Consider the following 18,826-nt stretch of genomic DNA (forward strand, 5'->3'; position numbering starts at 1 on the left):
CCCTCACTCAGCTGCTTTTCTTTGTATCAGCCGCGCGTTGTTCCGCCAGACGATAGATTCGGTCTCGCAGACAATACCAGCCAATAACCAGTGCGGGTATAATGATAATCAGCGAACCGATGGTGTAGGAGCCGACAGGATAGTCCGCAGCCATCAGAACCAGAACGCCGAAGAGGAACAGAAGCGTCAGAATGCCGGTGTAAGGTGCGCCGAACATCCGGAAATCGGGACGGGCAATTTCACCCTTGCGTGACAGATGCCAGAGCTTGAGCTGGCAAAGGATGATCACACCCCAGGCAGTGATGATGCCGAGCGAAGCAAGATTGAGCGCAATTTCAAAGGCTGCGGCAGGCACGACGGCATTGAGTGCAACACCGATCGCTGTGACGACAGCGGTGACAGCAATGCCACCATAAGGCACGCCATTCTTGTTCATCTTGGCAAGTGCTGCCGGTGCCGAACCCGAAACAGCCATCGAGTGCAGAATGCGTCCGGTCGAATAAAGTCCGGCATTAAGCGATGACAGAACCGCAGTCAGCACGACGAGGTTCATGATGATATCCGCACCCTGAACACCGATCTTGCTGAAGAAGGTTACAAACGGGCTTTCACTACCCGAATAAAGCGTATGCGGCAGCAACATGGTGAGAAGCAGAACCGAGCCGACATAAAAGACGATCAGGCGGAAAACGACGGTGCGGATTGCGCCGGGCATGATCTTGCGCGGGTCTTCGGTTTCACCCGCTGTCGTGCCGATTAGCTCGATCGAGGCATAGGCGAAGACGACGCCCTGTATGATCACGAGCGCGGGCAAGATGCCGTTGGGGAAGAAGCCGCCACTCTCACGAATGAGATGGAAGCCGGGCTGATGGCCGTCAATCGGTGTGCCGGATACGACGAAGTAAATGCCGACAGCTAAAAAGATTACCAGCGACAGCACTTTGACGAGGCTGAACCAGAATTCCAGCTCACCGAAAACCTTGACCGAAAGCAGGTTCATCGAAAGCACGAGAACCAGTGCGGTCATTGCAAACATCCACTGGTCGATACCTTCGAGCCATGGAACATAATGCTTGAAGAAATTCATGTAGAGCGCGACAGCGGTCACATCCGCAATTGATGTCATGGCCCAGTTGAGCCAGTACATCCAGCCTGCCGCAAAGGCCATCTTCTCGCCGTAGAATTCACGGGCATAAGAGACGAAGGAGCCGGAGCTTGGGCGATGCATGATCAGCTCGCCAAGCGCACGCAGCACCAGAAACGCGAAAAAGCCACACACGGCATAAACGAACACAAGTGACGGGCCAGCCTGTGCCAGACGTCCGCCTGCACCAAGAAACAGACCCGTACCGATTGCTCCCCCGATGGCAATCATCTGGATCTGACGCGGCTTCAGTGCCTTGTGATAGCCGCGATCTTCTTCGGTGAAGACTTCGCGTTCGGCCGGTGTGGCCTTGATAAATTCCGTTGTCATCGCTCCTCCCTGAGAGCTCGGTTTTGATGAGGTCATCGCTTTATGCAGTGCTCACAAGGGAAAACAGCAATCCCGAAGCTGTCAAAATACATGGGGCTCAAATGCGACCCGGCAATGCATCTTCAGTTGTGCTTTGACGCATATTTTTCTGACACGACCAAATTCTCGCAAAACGAGCCGGTCCTGAACATGCCTCAATGGTTCCCTGTTGAGTTTCTGTAAGGCTGCATGACAGATTTAATGGGGGTCTTAACGCATATCGGAAAAGGCTAGTCAAGTTAACAAGTGTGTTGACGGCTACCGTAAGGAGGAGTAACCGAGTTAAATCTGTCAGACAGCATGACAGATAATACCGTTTCGAGTTCAGGAGGAAAACGTGGTCGGGACGCGCGTTGAACATGATCTGCTCGGTGCAAAGGAGGTGCCCGCAGATGCTTACTGGGGCGTCCATACGGCGCGAGCAGTGGATAATTTTCAGATCACAGGTGTAAGCATCGGGCGTTATCCTTATCTGGTCCGTGGCCTGACTTTCGTGAAAGAAGCGGCAGCGCTCGCCAATCACGAGCTGGGCCTTTTGAGCCGCCAGCATTTCGATGCAATTGTCAGTGCCTGCCGCGAAATTCGTGACGGCGCGTTGCATGATCAGTTTGTCGTTGATGTCATTCAGGGCGGTGCGGGCACATCCACCAACATGAATGCCAACGAGGTGATTGCCAATCGTGCGCTGGAATTGCTGGGGTATGAGAAGGGCGATTACGCGCATCTGCATCCAAACGATCACGTCAATCTCAGCCAGTCGACAAATGATGCCTATCCGACCGCCATCAATGTCGGGTTGATCGAAGCGATTGACGAATTGGCTGATGCCATGGAAATTCTTCAGGCTTCGTTTGAGCGCAAGGCGCGCGCGTTTGACAAGATGCTGAAGGTCGGGCGCACGCAGCTTCAGGATGCTGTTCCGATGACGCTCGGTCAAGAGTTCCGTACCTTCGCGGTGATGCTCGGCGAGGATCGCTTGCGGCTTCTGGAATCGGCCAAGCTTCTGCACGAGATCAATCTTGGTGCCACGGCAATCGGCACCGGGCTTAACGCGCCGAAAGGCTATGCTGCGCTTGCCTGTGAGCATCTTTCGGATCTGACCGGCCGTCCGCTGGTCACGGCCAGCGATCTTATTGAAGCAACCCAGGACCCCGGCGCTTTCGTGCATCTTTCGGGTGTTTTGAAGCGCGTTGCAGTCAAGCTTTCCAAGACCTGTAATGATTTGCGGCTATTGTCCTCTGGTCCGCGTGCTGGCATTGGCGAAATCAACTTGCCAGCCGTTCAGGCAGGCTCCAGCATTATGCCGGGCAAAGTCAATCCGGTAATCCCGGAAGTGGTCAATCAGGTAGCTTTTGCGGTTATCGGCAGCGATATAACGATCACCATGGCAGCCGAAGGTGGTCAGTTGCAGTTGAATGCTTTCGAGCCGATCATCGTGCGCTCTTTGTCTGAAAGCATCAGTCATCTTGGTGCGGCCTGCCGCCTTCTTGCAGAACGCTGCGTGGATGGCATTACCGCCAACCCCGAAATCATGGCGCGCCGTGTGGAAGAATCCATCGGTCTTGCCACAGCGCTTAATCCGCTGATCGGCTACTATGCTGCCACCAAGGTTGCGCAGGAAGCGCTTGCTACCGGGCAGACCGTGCCTGAGGTCGTGCTTGCGCAGGGGCATATGACCGCCGACGAATTGCAGCAGGCACTCAAGCCTGAACATCTCGCCAATCTGGTGGTTGAAACCTGATAACCGTGTGAAAGGTTCGCCTGATCTTTACTCCGGCGAGCCTTTTTCTTTGGCGATGATCGTCGTGACGGCCAGCTTCACTTGTCCGAGATGGTTCTGCATCGCAAGACGTGCCTGTTCCTCAGAACCAGCCTTGATAGCCTCGGCAATCTGGCGATGCTCGATATTGGAAGCCTCACGCCGACCGGCCATCAGATTGACGAGTTCCGATTGGCGTGAAAGTGCGACGCGGGCATCTGCAACGATCTTCCCAAACATCGCATTGCCTGACGCCAAAGCAATCATGCTGTGAAACTCGGTATCGAGCAGCACCCATTTATGCGGATCGGTCTGCTTGTCCATGCGGTCGCAAAGATCGATCAGCTTGGCCAGTTGCTCTTCCGTATGGCGTAGGGCTGCCCAGCCAGCTGCCGGCACTTCGATGAAAGGGCGAGCTTCGATAAGATCGCGCGCGGAATAACCGCCATAGCTCAGTTCCGGTCCAGGGGAGGTTTTGAGTACATAAGTGCCGCTACCGGTGCGTGTCTGGGTGAGGCCAAGTGTTTGCAAAGAACGTAGCGCCTCGCGCACGATGGGGCGGCTGACACTGTATTTTTCGGCCAATTGGGCTTCGGAGGGCAGACGTGTTCCAACGATCAGCCGTCCGGTCGTGATCGCAGAGCGGATATCCTCGAACACGATTTCAGCCGCACTTTTCCGATTTACCGGACTGCTATTGGCCAACCATTCAATCACGACGCCGAACTCTCCCACTTCTATGCAACTTGTCTAACAGCTAGGCAATTTATGACAACAGGGCAACAAATGTTTCAAGCAAGTTGTGGGTTTAAGCGGAACTTGGACCACGTCTCCCAAAAGTGGGAACCGGTTTTGGGGTAAAGACACGCCAGAGCGTGTTGCGCATAATCGCACCCATGGCGCTCGCTCTAGATTCTTTTAATTCTCGCATGTTCGCGAACGTTAAATGAATCCATTTAACTGCGACATGCTTTAGCGTTTGAGGGCGTGATAGCGTCCGTGATGATAGACGAGCGGCTCTCCCTCGCCAGTGACGATCTTGAGCGCACGGCCAATAACGATGGCGTGGGTGTGACGCTCGATGACCTCTTCAACCTCGCAATCGATAGAGGCAAGCGCGCCTTTCAGTGCCAAGGCGCCGCTTTCGAGTTCATACCACTCAGCTTCGGCATAACGCGCCGCACCTCTTTCGCCATTCCGGCCTGCAAAACGGTCGGCTATGGCCTGCTGTTCGCCCGAAAGAATGTTGAGGCAGAAATGACGTTCTGCATTAATTGTCGGCCACACCGATGCAGTCAGATTGATATTGACGATGATTGTCGGTGGTTCGACCGAAAGAGCGGTCGCAGACGTGACGGTTGCGCCGGTCTTGCTATCACCGGCTCCTGCGGTCAATACGCTGATGCCGGCAGCAAGCTGTCGCATCGCAGCTTTCAATTCATCCGCCGTGGCCGTATCGGGCGGTAAATCAAGCGCTGCTGAGTTCAGTCTGTTCGGGTGTGCCATCAATCATGCCAACCGGAAACGTTGGGAGCGCTTCCGGCCTTTTGTTTGGGGGAATTCAGTATTGTAGCCGCAACGCATTCTTGGGAGGGGGCGATGCGGCAACTGTCTTTATGTATGCTTTATTTCAGGCCGAGCAATATTGAGATGATCACGTAATGTCGAGCCCGTATATTCAGTGCGGAACAGACCACGTTCCTGCAGGATCGGTACAACCTGTCTGTGGAAGTCTTCAAGACCGCCCGGGAAATAAGGTGGCATCACATTGAAACCATCTGCAGCTTTCCCCTCAAACCATTCCTGCATCCGGTCGGCGATCTGCAAAGGCGTGCCAAGCACGATGTGATGGCCGCGACCTGCGGCGACGCGAAGCGCAAGGTCACGGATTGTGAGATTCTCACGTCGTGCCAGATCGCGCAGAAGTTCTGCACGGCTGCGAAGCTGATCGGAAATTGGCAGATCAGGCAGCGGACCGTCGAGATCATATTCGGCAAGGCTATGGCCGATGCGCTCTTCGAGAAGCGGCATGGCGCTCTTGATATCTGTCCAGCGGTTCAACTCCTTGAGCTTCTCCGCAGCACCTTCGAAACTATCGCCGATCACCGGCATGAAACCGGGCATTACCGCAACGCTGTCCGGTTCGCGACCGGCCTTCGCCACGCGTTCCTTCAGGCTTGCATAGAAGCCCTGCGCTTCGGCAAGGCTCTGCTGTGCAGTAAACACGATATCAGCAATGCGCGCTGCCAGATCCTGACCGGGACCGGATGAACCTGCCTGAATGAGAACCGGATGGCCTTGTGGGGAACGCGGAATGTTGAGCGGACCCTGCACCGAATAGTATTTGCCTGCATGGTTGAGCACATGCACCTTGTTTGGATCGGCATAGACGCCGTTTTCCTTGTCTTTCGGGAAAGCGTCGTCATCCCAGCTATCCCAAAGACCGCGCACGACATCGACGAATTCTTCAGCCACCGCATAGCGCTCGTCATGCTCAGGATGGCTTTTCGAGAAGTTGTTTGCCGTGCGGGCATACGACGTGGTGACGATGTTCCACGCAGCCCGTCCGTGGCTCAAATGGTCGATAGACGCAAAGGCGCGCGCCGTATGATAGGGTTCGCCATAGGTGGTCGAAGCTGTAGCTGCCAGACCGATCTTGTCTGTGACCATCGCAAGTGCAGAAAGCAGCGTCAGCGGTTCAAAACGCGCAACCATCGATGGGTGAGCGTCAACGCCGCTAGTCAGGCCGTCAGCCAGAAATATCATGTCGAATTTCGCGTCTTCCGCTTCTTTCGCCACGCGGCGCAGCAGATCGAAATTCTCGCTGCCCGCTTCTGCATCCGGGTGCCGCCAGCCCGAAACATGGTGGCCTGCGCCTTGCAGGAAGAGGCCGAGATGCATTTGTTTCTTGGTCATGTCTTTTACTCCGGGGATTGGTTGAGCCACGAGATGAGCTTTTGCAAGTCGTCTGCGCTGGTCATGGATTGGACGAGGTCCGGGATACCTGCAAAGCGCGGATTATCCTTCGTTGCGTCCTTGAATTTTTCGATTGGATCGCTGATGCTCGGCAGACCATCGACACGCTGCGAAAGCGTCGAGCCCTCCTTGAGCGTTACATCGATGATGACAAAGCGGGTTTTAGGATCGGGCGAGAGCCGCGGCGCATTCTCGTCATGGCGTCGTGTTACCTTCGCCGCAAGTTGTGCCAGATCGGCATCCACCGGACGATCATCGAAATGAGCAATCGCCAGCTTTCCGTCGCGCAATGCTGCCGCAAAGATATATTCCGGGCTGAACCGCGCATCGATGCCCGTCACAGGCCTGGTCGTCACAAGTGCAGCATCGCCGCCGGGCGGAAAGGTAATCGAAACCGCTGCGATCTGATCGGGCTGCAAAGCTTTCTCATTGCGTAGTGCCAGAGCGCCAACGCCAACCGGATGGGCGGCGGTGCAACACGGGAAGGCTTTGAGTGTCAGTCCCGGCACGATGATCTGCCATGGCTCACCCCAGCCTTGCGTCACGCGCGATACTTCGTCTGCACCAAAGGCGAAGGCTTTGAAAAAGCCGTTTGTATTGTCAATGAAATCAGGCGCACCAAGGAAACCGGCTTCGGCCAGTCGGGCGGCAGTGAGACCCGCACGCGCGGCAAATCCTGCATGAAGCGGTTTTGCATCATAACCAAATTGCAGTCGAAGCCCCGCCGATTGTGTGGCGGCCAGACCGAGCGCAACGGCAGTGGTCGCCGCATCGAATTTGAGAAGATGCGCAATGGCTGCTGCAGCTCCGATGGTGCCGAGCGTTGCGGTTGCGTGAAAGCCGGTTTCATAATGTTTGGTGCCCATGGCAAGGCCAAGACGCGCCATGGTTTCAAGCCCGACAATATAGGCGGCAACAAACGCGTCTGCACGGACGTTGTTTTCAGCTGCAACGGCCAGAAGGGCTGGGACAATGGCAATTGTCGGGTGTCCGCGCACGCTGCCATGCACATCGTCATAATCAAGCACATGGGCCGCATGGCCGTTGATCAGCGCTGCCGTGAAAGGATCGGCTGTGCCACTAGTTCCAATCAACGCGACATTGCCGCTGGCACCCAGAACCTTTCTGACAAGAAGCGTGCTGCGATCATTCGCTCCGCCAAGCGCACAGGCAAGAAAATCAACAATTGCCGTGCGAGCAACAGCGATTGCCTCTGGCGATGGTTCAGAGCCGATAATAGCCTGACTTAGGGTCTTGGTTACATGATCGGTCATGTCAGATCCCTTCGCCACCTTCATTGACGCGGCTTGCATTGCCACCAAGCCCGTTGACGAAGGCGCTTATGCGTGGGTTCGTTGACTTATAGAAAAGCTGCTCTGGCGAGCCTTGTTCGATGATGCGACCGTTTTCCGTGAAGACAATCGTATCGCTGATTTCTTCGGCAAAGCGCATTTCGTGGGTTACGAGAATGCTGGTCATGCCTTCTTTGACGAGATCGCGAATAACCGAGAGCACCTCGCCGACCGTTTCTGGATCAAGTGCGGAGGTGACTTCATCGAACAGAACCAGTTCCGGCCGCATGGCGAGCGCGCGGGCAATGGCGACGCGCTGTTGCTGACCGCCCGAAAGCTCACCCGGATAGGCATCCGTCTTGTGTTCAAGCCGCACTTTTTTCAGCAGTTCTTTTGCGTGGCGCTCGGCTTCGGCTTTAGGCGTACGCAGGATTTTGACCGGTGCAATGGCGATGTTTTCCAGAACCGTCAGGTGCGGAAACAAGTTGAACTGCTGGAACACAATGCCGATGCGCTTGCGCAGCGTAATGCGTTCAGGTTCGGTTTTAAGCTCGTCCACGCGGGTTGAGCCCACGGTGATCTTGCCCGATTGTGGGATCAGCAAACCGTTGATGCAGCGTAGGATCGTTGATTTTCCTGAACCCGACGGCCCGATGATCGAGACTGCATCGCCCTTGTTGATCTTGAGGTCGATGCCCTTGAGCACTTCATTCTGCCCGAAAGACAGATGAACGTTCTCCAGTTCGACCAGTGTAGTTTTGGTGGTGTCGCTCATGTGAATTTCAGATCCTTGTCAGCGGGAGGAGAGCCGCTTTTCGAGCCGCTGCGTGAAGCGCGACACGGGATAGCAGAAGAGGAAGAACGCCATCAGCACGGTCAGATAGATGATGACGGTGAAGTCATTGCGCTGGACCGCGGTGCTTGCATCGGTTGCCGAATGCAACAGCTCATGCACACCCACGAGCGAGGCCAACGCCGTGCCCATGGTGATGGAGGTATAAAGGTTCATCCAGGGCGGCAGCGAACGCTTGACGCATTGCGGCAGGATGATCCAGCGCAGCGATTGAAGGCGAGAAAAGCCAAGGCCCTGCGCCGCTTCCCACTGCGCGGTCGGGATCGACTGGATGGAGCCGCGGGTGATTTCCGCAATATGTGCACTTGCCGGAATGGCAAGGCCGACAACCGCTTTGATCCAATCGGGGAAAGCGATGTAATTGCCGAAGATCACCAGCTCGAACGGGAAAATATAGGTCGCAGCAAAGATAAGCACGAGATGCGGCGCGTTGCGGAAAATCTGCACATAGGTCACAGCCGGTGCGCGGATGATCTTGTAAGGTGCCAGCTCCATGATGCCGAGCAACACGCCCGCAAAGGTGCCAAGCGTGATCGCAAAAACGCTGATCAGCACGTTCATGGCAAAGCCTTTGCCAAGATAGGGCAGCCAGTCGAGCCAGACCTGACCAAGCGACGGATCAAGATAGAACCAGAGTGCAGTGGCCAGAATGATGGTCGTGAATGTAAGGGTCGCAGGCGACAGCCAGATGCTGGGCTTTTGTTCGATAGCGATGTTCATTGGCCATATCCCGGAATTGCAAGGCGCTTTTCAAACCAGTAGCCAACGCGCGCGACGATCAGATTGATGGTGCTGAAGAACAGAAGAATGACCAGCATCAACTCGACCACATTATCGCGCTGTGTCCAGATCAAGATCGAAGCATAAGTGATTTCACTGACCGCAATGGCCGAGCCAACTGTCGTGAGTTTCACCAGATTGACGAGGTTATTGACAACAGCCGGAAGTGCCGTGCGGATTGCCAGCGGCAGCTCGACATAGATCAGCACCTGAAACGAATTGAAGCCGATGGCGCGTGCCGCTTCGATCGTTGTGCCGGGAACAGCTTCAATACCGCCGCGCAGCGCTTCCGCATGCAGGGCTGCAATATGCAGACCCGTGATCGCAACCAGCCAGAAGAATGGTGTGAGTGGATTGTTCTGCGCGCCTCCAATGGCGTTGGAAATCAGCATATTGAGCACGAGAAAGCCGCACATCAGCTGAACGAGTGTAGGCGTATTGCGGGTGAGTTCGACATAGCCGCGTACCGGCACCGACAGCCAGCGCTTGCCGGACGTCAGAGCGCCTGCGAACAAGACACCGAAAAACAGGCTTAGTGGAATGGTGATCGCGACCAGCTCAAGCGTCGTGACCATGCCATTGAGCCACATATCAAGCTCATAGCCACTATTGAGAAATTCATAATTGAGGCCGATTGCGCTGGTGAGCTCGATGAAGCGCGAAATCAGAGCTTCTTTCATTGAAATGATCCGATTGCGTTTTAGAGCGTTGATCTGTTTGCATAAGATCAGCGCTCTGAAATTGCGGACGGATGAACCGCCCGCAAATATTCTGACAAGGTAGCGTTTTGAGGCTTACTGGCTCTTGAGCTTGTTATGCTCTTCTTCGAGATAGCTCAGGTTCGGCAGACGGTTTGCCTTGGCAATCTCGATCATCTTGCCCGATGCGTGCAGATCGCGGACGATCTTGTCGAGAGCGGCTTCCGTGTCGTTCTCGTCCTTTTTCAGCCAGATGACTGAATCCGAAGGGATGAGGTCGGTCGGGATCAGGATGCCATAATCCTTCCACTCCTCAGCACGGTCCTGAAGCATCAGGCCAAGTGTAGCGCTGACATGCACGGAAACGTCGCAATTGCCGCCCTTGAGCGCCAGCATTGATTCCGGCTGGCTTGGCAGCGCCTTGACGTTTGCGCCATATTCTTCAATCAGCGGCTGGGTGTAGTTGGAGCCCTGCGAAACGCAGGCGATCTTACCTTTGAGGTCTTTCCAGTCCTTGATGCCGCTATCCTTGCGGCCAATCGCTGCCCCACCCATACGGTCATAAGGCGTCTTCACATAGCCGAGCGACTTGGCGCGTTCTTCCGTATATTGCATGTTGGCGATCAGAATATCGACCTTGCCCTGCTGGAGGAACTGCACGCGGTTTGGCGGCGTAACGGTCTGCGTTGCAAGTTCCACGCCGAGGCCTTTCGCCAGTTCCTTGGCGATATCGATGTTAAGGCCCTTCTGTTCCTGCGTCTTGGAATCAATATAGCCGAACGGTGCGCCTGAAAGGATGATGCCAACGGTCAGTTTGCCCTTGGCTTTGATGCGATCCAGTGTTGCGTCTGCATGGGCCGCACCCGACGCGGCAAGGGCCATGAGAGAGCCCGCAATGAGGGTCTTGGTGAGGTTTTTGACGCTGAGGATCATGGGGGACTTCCTTCGATTAAGCTGGCGCGAATTTACAGGAAGGAGAACCCTCTTTACGACGAACGGAATTCCATTGCTGGAAACAGAATTAGAATATCGTTCTAATAATTTTGAAAATTGGCATGAATTTCTGGCCTGCCGATTAAGCTACAGCTAAAAGAAGCCTTGTCTGGTCAGGTTAGTCCTGTATCAGAGTCTATTCAGAAGTTCAGACACGAATCCAACTATCCAGCTCTGGATAAATTGATAAGGTCTGTTCTGGAGAGCGTGCGGGTCTGGTTCGATGACATCCGTGCGGAATGAGGGACAACTACAGAAGAGTGACATTCATGTCTGTTCGGTTTAATCGGCTGATACTGGCCTTTACGACTGCGTTCTGCCTTGCGACATCATTCGGATTATCCTTTGGGGCTAGTGCTGCCGAAACACGACGCATCGAGACCACGCCCGATAGCGATTATTTCGGCTTCGATTTGAGAACCGAAAAGAATGTCTCGCTCGATCAGTGCAAAAGCATCTGTCTTGGCGATAATTCCTGTCTGGCCTTCACCTATAATCCGAAGGTCAAATGGTGCTTTCTGAAAGCCGATTTCAACAAGCTCAATCAGTCCGTCGGCTCTATCGCTGGAAAGGTTGTGACCGAAGCAAAGGCTGCCAAGGGCGAAGATCTTGGTGCCGCACCCGCCATCTCGTTCTTTGCCGCCAATCTGGTTGATGAAGCCCGTCGTCTGAAGCGCGAAATCAGCGGACTTGAAAGCTCTGACAGCCTGCGCGATCTGCGCAATGAGGCAGGCGCTGCTGGCATGAATGGCGATCCGCGCACGGCAATGGAAAAGTTCCGCCTGGCTGCCAGCATGTCCCCCGACGAAAGCGAAATCTGGGCCGGATATGCGCTGTCGGCGCTTGCGACCGAGCCGTCCAATGGCCAGGAACGTTCCAAGTTCCAGCGCGATGCGACGTCTGCCTCGTGGTTTGCCTACCAGACTTCACGCACCAAGGATGAGCGCGCGCAAGCGCTTGCCGTCATGGCGCAGGCACTGGAAAAACGCGATGCATCGCGCCCGGCATTGCAGGCCTATGAAGCCAGCCTTGATCTCGTCAATTCCGCATCCGTTCGTGCAGCCTATGAAGATCTGAAAGCCCGCAAAGGCTTCCGCATCGTCAACAACACGGTTGATAATGACAATGCAGCACCACGCATCTGCGCGCAATTCTCGGAAGAGCTGGTGAAAAGCGGTGTCGATTATTCTAGCTTCGTCAAGCTCGACAATGGTTCCCCGCAGGCGGTTGAGGCCAAGGATCGCCAGATTTGCGTTGAGGGTCTGGAACATGGCCGCAATTACACAGTGACGTTCCGTCAGGGCCTGCCATCGGCTGTTGGCGAAGTGCTGCCAGCCCCGGTTAATCTTTCGATCTATGTGCAGGATCGTGCGCCATCCGTGCGCTTTACCGGCGACAGCTTCGTGCTGCCTGCCAAGGCACGTCGCGGCATTCCGCTGGTCAGCGTCAATCTCGATGCGGCCAAGGTCAAGCTGTACCGTGTTGGCGACCGTTCGCTCGCACAGCTTCTTTCCGGTTATCAGTTCCTGCGCCAGCTCGACAGCTACGACCTCAGCACGGTTTCTGAACAGATGGGCGCGCCTGTCTGGGAAGGCGAGATCGAGGTTGCAGGCAACGAGCTGAACAAGGAAGCGACAACCAGCTTCCCGGTCGATGAAGCATTGCCGGAACGCAAGCCCGGCGTTTATGTGCTGACCGCCGAGCCGCTGGTCCAGAAGTCCGATGACGAATACGGCACCAAGGCAACGCAGTGGTTTGTCGTCTCCGACATCGGCCTTTCGACCTATACCGGACAGGACGGCATCAATGTGTTTGCCCGTTCACTGGAAAGTGCAGAACCGCTTAAAGGCGTTAAGCTGACGCTGCTTGCACGCAACAATGAAGTGCTGGGCGAAGCGACCACCGACAGCGATGGCCGCGCAACGTTCACGCCCGGTCTGACCCGCGGCACGGACGGCATGATGCCAGCGGTGCTGATGGCCAGTCAGAATGATGATGATTTCACATTCCTCGATATGGCGCGCGCTGGTTTTGATCTTTCCGATCGTGGTGTGACGGGCCGTGCAGTGCCCAAGGCGCTTGATCTTTATGCATGGACCGAGCGTGGCATCTATCGCGCTGGCGAAGTTGTGCATGTGGGTGCGCTGGCGCGCGATGATCGTGCTGAGGCAATTGACGACCTGCCGCTTACTTTCATCTTCACGCGTCCTGATGGTGTGGAAGATCGCCGTCTTGTTTCCGACAGCAAGCTCGCCGGTGGTCATGCTATTGATCTGACATTGCCGACAAACGCCATGCGCGGCACTTGGAATGTTTCGATCTATACCGATCCAAAACAGCCAGCGATTGCCACGCAGATGTTTCTGGTTGAAGATTTTGTACCGGACCGGATCGAGTTCGATCTGACGTCTGACAAACCAGAAATCGCCGTGGGTGAAACGGCCAATATCACCGTAGACGGTCGTTTCCTCTATGGTGCGCCTGCTGCCGGTCTTGCGCTTGAAGGCGAAGTAACACTTTCAACCAAGCGCCAATGGGACCGCTTCAAGGGCTATTATTTCGGTCTGGCCGACGAGGAACAGGGCGAAGCCACGCGCCTTCCGCTCGATGGCCTGTCGAAGGTCGACGAAAACGGCAAAGCGACTTTCCCGGTTGCTGTTGATGAGATGCCATCGACGACACGTCTCGTCAACGCAGCCGTGACCGTTCGTATGCGTGAAACCGGCGGTCGTGCGGTCGAGCGCAAAATCGATGTCGCTATCCAGCCGGAAACTGATCTCATCGGCATTCGTCCCGATTTTTCCGGCGATGAAGTCCCGCAGGGCGGAACGGCGAAGTTCAGCCTGATCGCATCTGACAGCAAGGGTGATCGCAAGGCGCTTGATGGCGCACAATGGTCGCTGGTCAAGATCGAGCGTAATTATCAGTGGTATCGCAGCGGCAACAGCTGGAATTACGAGCCGGTGACCTTCACCAAGGCCATCTCCAACGGCAAGATCGATCTGAAAACCGATAGCGAGGCTGAAATCAGCCTGCCGGTCGATTGGGGTCGTTATCGTCTGGAAATCGAAACTGCAGATGCTTCGGGGCCGACCACCAGCTATGAATTCGATGCTGGCTGGTATGTTAGCTCGACCTCGACCGAAACACCTGACGGGCTCGAAATCGCGCTCGACAAGGAACATTACGCAGTCGGCGATACGGCTGAACTGAAAGTGTCTCCGCGTTTTGCCGGTGAGCTGCTCATCACCATTGGCGCGGAAAAGCTGCTCAAGACAATCACCGCAAGCGTGCCGGAAGGTGGAACAACCATCGAAATTCCGGTCGGCGAGGATTGGGGTGCTGGTGCCTATGTCACGGCCACCCTGTTCCGTCCGGGCGAGGCGATCGAAAGCCGTATGCCCGCGCGCGCCATCGGTCTGAAATGGCTGAAGGTTGACCCGGCCGACAAGCAGCTTGCGGTCAAACTCACCCCGCCTGAAAAGATCGCACCACGCGGAACCCTGTCCATCCCCGTTTCAGTCGAAAATGCGGGTGGCGAGCAGGCCTATGTGATGGTAGCAGCGGTCGATGTTGGCATCCTCAATTTGACGCGTTACCAGCCGCCGAACCCCGAAAACTGGTTCTTCGGTCAACGTCAGCTCGGCCTTGAAATGCGCGATATGTATGGTCGCCTGATCGATGGTTCGCTCGGTGTTACCGGCAAGCTGCGCACAGGTGGCGACGGTGGCAATATGGCAGCCGAAGGCAGCCCGCCCACCGAGAAGCTGGTCGCGCTGTTCTCCGGTCCGGTTGAACTCGACAGCGACGGCAAGGCGATCATAGATTTCGACATACCGCAGTTCAACGGCACCGCGCGTGTCATGGCGGTGGCATGGACGAAAAAGGCCGTCGGTCACGCCGTTACCGATGTGATCATTCGCGATCCGGTGGTCATTACTGCTGGTCTGCCACGCTTCATGGCTCCCGGCGATCAGGCAAATATCCGTTTCGATATCGCCAATACAGATGCGCCGGACGGCAATTATCGTGTGAGCCTCGAGACCACCGATAATCTTGGTGTCGAAGTAGGCTCCTATCCTGAAACAATCGCACTTGCCGGTGGCAAACGACAGTCGATCAGCGTGCCGCTCAACGCGGTGGCCACGGGTGCCGGTGGTGTGACGATCCGGCTTTCCAACGATGCGGGCCTCTCGATCGAACAGGCTTTGGCATTGCCAGTACGTCCGGTCGATCTGCCGGTCACGAACCGTCAAGTCGTCAATCTCGCGGCCAATGGCGGAAGCCTCAAGGTTGATGGCGGTCTTCTGTCTGAAAGCCTGCTTGATGGTGCCTTTATCAGCGTTGGCGTCACGCGCAGCGCGGCATTCGATGTGCCAGCTCTGTTGATGGCACTCGACCGTTATCCTTATGGTTGCACCGAGCAGACCACCAGCCGCGCATTGCCGCTGCTTTATTTGAGCGAAATGGCGGCAGGCACCGAAGCTGCTGCGGGTCTGGAAAGTCAGGAAGAGCTTAAGAAGCGCGTTCAGGATTCCATCTTCCGCGTGCTCAACAACCAGTCTTCGAGCGGTTCGTTTGGTCTGTGGTCGCCGGGATCGGGTGATCTCTGGATGGACGCCTATGTGACCGACTTCCTCACGCGTGCTCGTGAAAAGGGCTATGACGTTCCGCAGCAGGCGATGCTTTCGGCTCTTGCCAATCTGCAGAATGCGCTCGGCTACACCACCGATGTCAAGGAACGTGGCAACGATATCGCCTATGCGCTCTATGTTCTGGCACGCAACAAGAAGGCTTCAGTTGGCGATCTGCGCTATTTCGCCGACACCCAGCTTGAAAACTTCGCAAGCCCGATGGCAACCGCGCAGCTCGCGGCGGCTCTCGCTCTTTATGGTGACCAGCCACGTTCAGAACGCGTGTTCAATTCGTCGCTCCAGCTGGCAACCAGCCAGTCCAGCTACGATTATAATCGCTCCGATTATGGTTCGCCTCTGCGTGATGGTGCGGCCATGCTGGCCTTGGCTTCTGAAACCAAGCCTGCACCGAAAGTGCTTCCTGCCCTCATCACGCTGGTCGAGTTCCAGCGTGAAAAGGCACGTTACCTTAGCACGCAGGATCAGGCATGGATGCTGCTTGCAGCACGCGGGCTTCAGGATGACAATGGCGCAATCAGCCTCGACATCAACGGCACAGCGCATCAAGGCGCGTTCTCCGAGCGTCTGAACGGTTCAGCGCTTGAAGCACAGCCTCTGGTCGTTACCAACACCGGCAAAGGCTCGGTCGATGCTGTTGTGACGGCGGTCGCACCGCCTGCACAATCTCTGCCAGCAGGTGGTGAGGGTTTCAACATCGAGCGCACTTACTATACGCTTGATGGCGAACCGGCCAATGTTACAGGCGTCAATCAGAATGAACGCTACGTGGTTGTTCTGAAAATCGACGATTTGCAGCAATGGCAGTCGCGTCTGCTTGTGACCGATCTGCTGCCAGCTGGTTTCGAGATCGACAATCCGGGCCTTGTTTCGAGTGCCGATCTTGGCAATTTCCCATGGCTTGAAAGCACACAGGCAGCGCATCTCGAATTCCGCAACGACCGTTTTGTGGCTGCTTTCGACCGCTCCGCAGGCGAGAAGAAGCCGATCACGCTGGCCTATGTCGTGCGTGCGGTGACGCCGGGGCTCTTTACCCATCCGGCAGCAACCGTTGAGGACATGTATCGTCCGCAATTTGCAGCGCGCACGGCAACGGGCATGATGGAGGTGGCAGCTCCCTAAACCGTGATCCCGAAAAGTGGGGACCGATTTTCGGACAAGATCATGGTCAAAAAGATGAAAAGGCGTTGGAAAATAGCCATTGGCGGTGCCGCGTTTCTCGGCATCTCAGCTTTGGGCGTGGTGGGGCTAGACTGGCTCGACCGCGCTTTTCCTCCCCCTTTGCCTGAACGGCTGACCATTTCCACCGAAGTCATGGATCGCGATGGCGCTTTGCTGCGCGCCTATGCAACGCCGGATGGTTATTGGCGGCTTAATACGCGCATTGAAGATGTCGATCCGAAATTCGTCAAAATGCTGATCGCCTATGAAGACAAGCGTTTTTACGATCACGGCGGCATTGATTTCTGGGCATTGGCGCGGGCGGCAACACAGCTTGCAGGCAGTGGGCGCATTGTATCTGGCGGCTCCACCCTTTCCATGCAGCTTGCCCGACTGATCGAGCCGCGTGAAAGCCGCAGCTTCGGTTCCAAATTCCGACAGCTGGCGCGTGCGATCCAGATCGAACGACGGCTAAGCAAGCCTGAAATTCTCGAACGCTATCTGACACTTGCACCCTATGGCGGCAATCTGGAAGGCGTGCGTTCGGCATCATTAGCCTATTTTGGCAAGGAGCCGCTGCGCCTTACCACATCGGAAGCCGCATTGCTTGTGGCTCTGCCGCAACTGCCTGAACGCCGCCGTCCGGATCGCGAGATAGAGAACGCGGTTGCCGCGCGGGATCGTGTTTTAAAACGCATGGTTTCGTCCGATGTTTTCACAAGCGAGGAAGCCGAGCGTGCATCGCGTGAGCGCATATCCGCTACGCGTCATCCCTTGCCTTCATTGGCTGCCCACTTTGCTGATCTCGCCTTAAAGCAGGCACCGACCGAGGCCCGACATCACCTGACGCTTAAGAAGTCGGTGCAGGCAGGGCTTGAAGTTGTGGCACGCGAAGCTGCTGCGAAGCTTGGGCCAAAAGTATCGGTCGCCATGGTGCTGGCTGACAGTCGCAACGGCAATGTCTTAGGTGAAGTCGGCTCGGCTGATTATTTCGATGGCAAGCGACAGGGCTGGATCGATATGACCCGCGCCGTGCGTTCGCCCGGCTCGACGCTCAAACCCTTTATTTATGGCCTAGCTTTCGAGCAGGGCCTGATTGCACAGGAAACCATTATCGAGGACCGCCCGCAGGATTTTGCGGGTTATCGTCCACGCAATTTCGATATGAGCTATCAGGGCGATGTCAGCATCCGTCAGGCGCTGCAAATGTCGTTGAATGTCCCAACTATCAGCCTACTTGATGCTGTGGGTCCAGCGCGGCTGACGACGCGCATTCGTCAGGCGGCGGTCAATCTGCAACTTCCAAAAGGCGAAGCGCCGGGCCTTGCCATTGGTCTTGGCGGTGCAGGCATCAGTCTGCGCGATCTGGTGCAGCTTTATACCGGGCTTGCCAATGGTGGTCGCGGTACGGCACTGCGAGACGGCACCGAAGGTTCCGAGCCGGTGCAGCCTTCCGCTCCCATTCTAAGTGAGCAGGCTTCGTGGCAGATCGGCGATATTCTGGCCGGTGTCGTGCCGCCGCAAGGGGCGAAGCGCCTCGGCCTCGCTTACAAGACCGGCACGTCCTATGGTTATCGCGACGCATGGTCGGTCGGTTATGACGGTCGCTATGTGCTGGGTGTCTGGGTCGGTCGCGCAGATGGTGGTTCTGTGCCGGGCCTTGCTGGCTATGTTTCAGCGGCTCCCATCCTTTTTGAAGCCTTTGTGCGTTCCGGTGTTGCTCAAGTGCCATTGCCGCGTGCGCCAGCCGGCGCGTTTCGCACAGCACGCGCCGATCTTCCGGTAACACAGATACGCTTTTCGTCTGTGAGCGACCCCCTGCCTGTTCTCAAAGCCTCGATTGAACCTGCGCCGCGCATCGTGTTTCCACCTGATGGCGCGCATGTGGAGCTGAAAGCGCTCACTGATAATGCATCGCCGCTGGTGCTGAAATTACAGGGCGGACGCGCACCGTTCCGCTGGCTTGCCAATGGCAAACCTATTTCCGAACCAAATCGCCGCCGCACGGCGACATGGTTGCCGGATGGCACCGGCTATTCGACATTGACCGTTGTTGATGCAGGCGGACGGGCTACAAGTGTGAAGGTTTTCATTGAATGAGGATAGACGATACAGGCCGCTCAAGCGGGAGAATTGATAGTTGGAGATT

General features: G+C 56.0%; 12 protein-coding genes. 3 read left to right on the forward strand and 9 right to left on the reverse strand.

All coding sequences use genetic code 11. From position 1 onward, the window contains the following. Positions 1-7: 7 nt before the first annotated feature. Complete coding sequence (locus CES85_RS06785) at positions 8-1,474, reverse strand: amino acid permease (RefSeq protein WP_095445182.1); 1,467 nt, start codon at positions 1,472-1,474, stop codon at positions 8-10. A gap of 376 nt (positions 1,475-1,850) precedes the next feature. Here CES85_RS06785 and CES85_RS06795 point away from each other — a divergent pair, with 376 nt between their 5' ends. After that, positions 1,851-3,254 (forward strand): aspartate ammonia-lyase, encoded by a 1,404-nt coding sequence (locus tag CES85_RS06795; protein WP_167388251.1) that lies wholly within the window; start codon positions 1,851-1,853, stop codon positions 3,252-3,254. 27 nt (positions 3,255-3,281) lie between these two features. Here CES85_RS06795 and CES85_RS06800 read toward each other — a convergent pair whose 3' ends face one another. The 8 genes from CES85_RS06800 to CES85_RS06835 all read right to left on the reverse strand — a co-directional run bounded on the left by CES85_RS06800 (position 3,282) and on the right by CES85_RS06835 (position 10,804). Beyond that, positions 3,282-3,989 (reverse strand): FadR/GntR family transcriptional regulator, encoded by a 708-nt coding sequence (locus tag CES85_RS06800; RefSeq protein WP_244923170.1) that lies wholly within the window; start codon positions 3,987-3,989, stop codon positions 3,282-3,284. A 255-nt stretch (positions 3,990-4,244) separates the two neighbouring features. Further along, a complete protein-coding gene (locus CES85_RS06805; protein WP_095445186.1) occupies positions 4,245-4,778 on the reverse strand; it encodes a flavin reductase family protein in 534 nt (177 codons plus the stop codon). A gap of 108 nt (positions 4,779-4,886) precedes the next feature. Further along, positions 4,887-6,188, reverse strand: a complete 1,302-nt coding sequence (locus CES85_RS06810; RefSeq protein WP_095445187.1) for an LLM class flavin-dependent oxidoreductase — start codon at positions 6,186-6,188, stop codon at positions 4,887-4,889. Positions 6,189-6,193: 5 nt separating this feature from the next. Then, positions 6,194-7,522: an MmgE/PrpD family protein gene (locus CES85_RS06815; protein WP_167388252.1), complete on the reverse strand. Its 1,329-nt coding sequence runs from the start codon at positions 7,520-7,522 to the stop codon at positions 6,194-6,196. 1 nt (position 7,523) lies between these two features. Then, positions 7,524-8,315 (reverse strand): amino acid ABC transporter ATP-binding protein, encoded by a 792-nt coding sequence (locus CES85_RS06820; protein WP_095445189.1) that lies wholly within the window; start codon positions 8,313-8,315, stop codon positions 7,524-7,526. A gap of 18 nt (positions 8,316-8,333) precedes the next feature. Further along, positions 8,334-9,113, reverse strand: a complete 780-nt coding sequence (locus CES85_RS06825; protein WP_095445190.1) for an amino acid ABC transporter permease — start codon at positions 9,111-9,113, stop codon at positions 8,334-8,336. Beyond that, a complete protein-coding gene (locus CES85_RS06830) occupies positions 9,110-9,853 on the reverse strand; it encodes an amino acid ABC transporter permease (protein ID WP_095445191.1) in 744 nt (247 codons plus the stop codon). The genes CES85_RS06825 and CES85_RS06830 overlap by 4 nt, the downstream gene beginning before the upstream one ends. Before the next feature lie 114 nt (positions 9,854-9,967). Next, on the reverse strand, positions 9,968-10,804 hold the full coding sequence (locus CES85_RS06835) for a transporter substrate-binding domain-containing protein (RefSeq protein WP_095445192.1): 837 nt from the start codon (positions 10,802-10,804) through the stop codon (positions 9,968-9,970). Positions 10,805-11,133: 329 nt separating this feature from the next. Between CES85_RS06835 and CES85_RS06840 the strand changes: the two genes are divergently transcribed. Together CES85_RS06840 and pbpC are read left to right on the forward strand one after the other, a co-directional pair. Further along, positions 11,134-16,638: an alpha-2-macroglobulin family protein gene (locus CES85_RS06840; RefSeq protein WP_095445193.1), complete on the forward strand. Its 5,505-nt coding sequence runs from the start codon at positions 11,134-11,136 to the stop codon at positions 16,636-16,638. Between the two features lie 42 nt (positions 16,639-16,680). After that, positions 16,681-18,777: a penicillin-binding protein 1C gene (gene pbpC, locus CES85_RS06845; protein ID WP_095445194.1), complete on the forward strand. Its 2,097-nt coding sequence runs from the start codon at positions 16,681-16,683 to the stop codon at positions 18,775-18,777. Positions 18,778-18,826: the final 49 nt, after the last annotated feature.

The organism is Ochrobactrum quorumnocens (assembly GCF_002278035.1).
In the GTDB taxonomy this organism is placed as follows: Bacteria; Pseudomonadota; Alphaproteobacteria; order Rhizobiales; family Rhizobiaceae; genus Brucella; species Brucella quorumnocens.

What these genes read in the sequence shown, in the direction of transcription:
- CES85_RS06785 (WP_095445182.1), bottom strand. Translation starts at nt 1,474, where the DNA reads ATGACAACGGAATTTATCAAGGCCACACCGGCCGAACGCGAAGTCTTC.
- CES85_RS06805 (WP_095445186.1), bottom strand. Translation starts at nt 4,778, where the DNA reads ATGGCACACCCGAACAGACTGAACTCAGCAGCGCTTGATTTACCGCCC.
- CES85_RS06810 (WP_095445187.1), bottom strand. Translation starts at nt 6,188, where the DNA reads ATGACCAAGAAACAAATGCATCTCGGCCTCTTCCTGCAAGGCGCAGGC.
- CES85_RS06815 (WP_167388252.1), bottom strand. Translation starts at nt 7,522, where the DNA reads ATGACCGATCATGTAACCAAGACCCTAAGTCAGGCTATTATCGGCTCT.
- CES85_RS06820 (WP_095445189.1), bottom strand. Translation starts at nt 8,315, where the DNA reads ATGAGCGACACCACCAAAACTACACTGGTCGAACTGGAGAACGTTCAT.
- CES85_RS06825 (WP_095445190.1), bottom strand. Translation starts at nt 9,113, where the DNA reads ATGAACATCGCTATCGAACAAAAGCCCAGCATCTGGCTGTCGCCTGCG.
- CES85_RS06830 (WP_095445191.1), bottom strand. Translation starts at nt 9,853, where the DNA reads ATGAAAGAAGCTCTGATTTCGCGCTTCATCGAGCTCACCAGCGCAATC.
- CES85_RS06835 (WP_095445192.1), bottom strand. Translation starts at nt 10,804, where the DNA reads ATGATCCTCAGCGTCAAAAACCTCACCAAGACCCTCATTGCGGGCTCT.
- CES85_RS06840 (WP_095445193.1), top strand. Translation starts at nt 11,134, where the DNA reads ATGTCTGTTCGGTTTAATCGGCTGATACTGGCCTTTACGACTGCGTTC.
- pbpC (WP_095445194.1), top strand. Translation starts at nt 16,681, where the DNA reads ATGGTCAAAAAGATGAAAAGGCGTTGGAAAATAGCCATTGGCGGTGCC.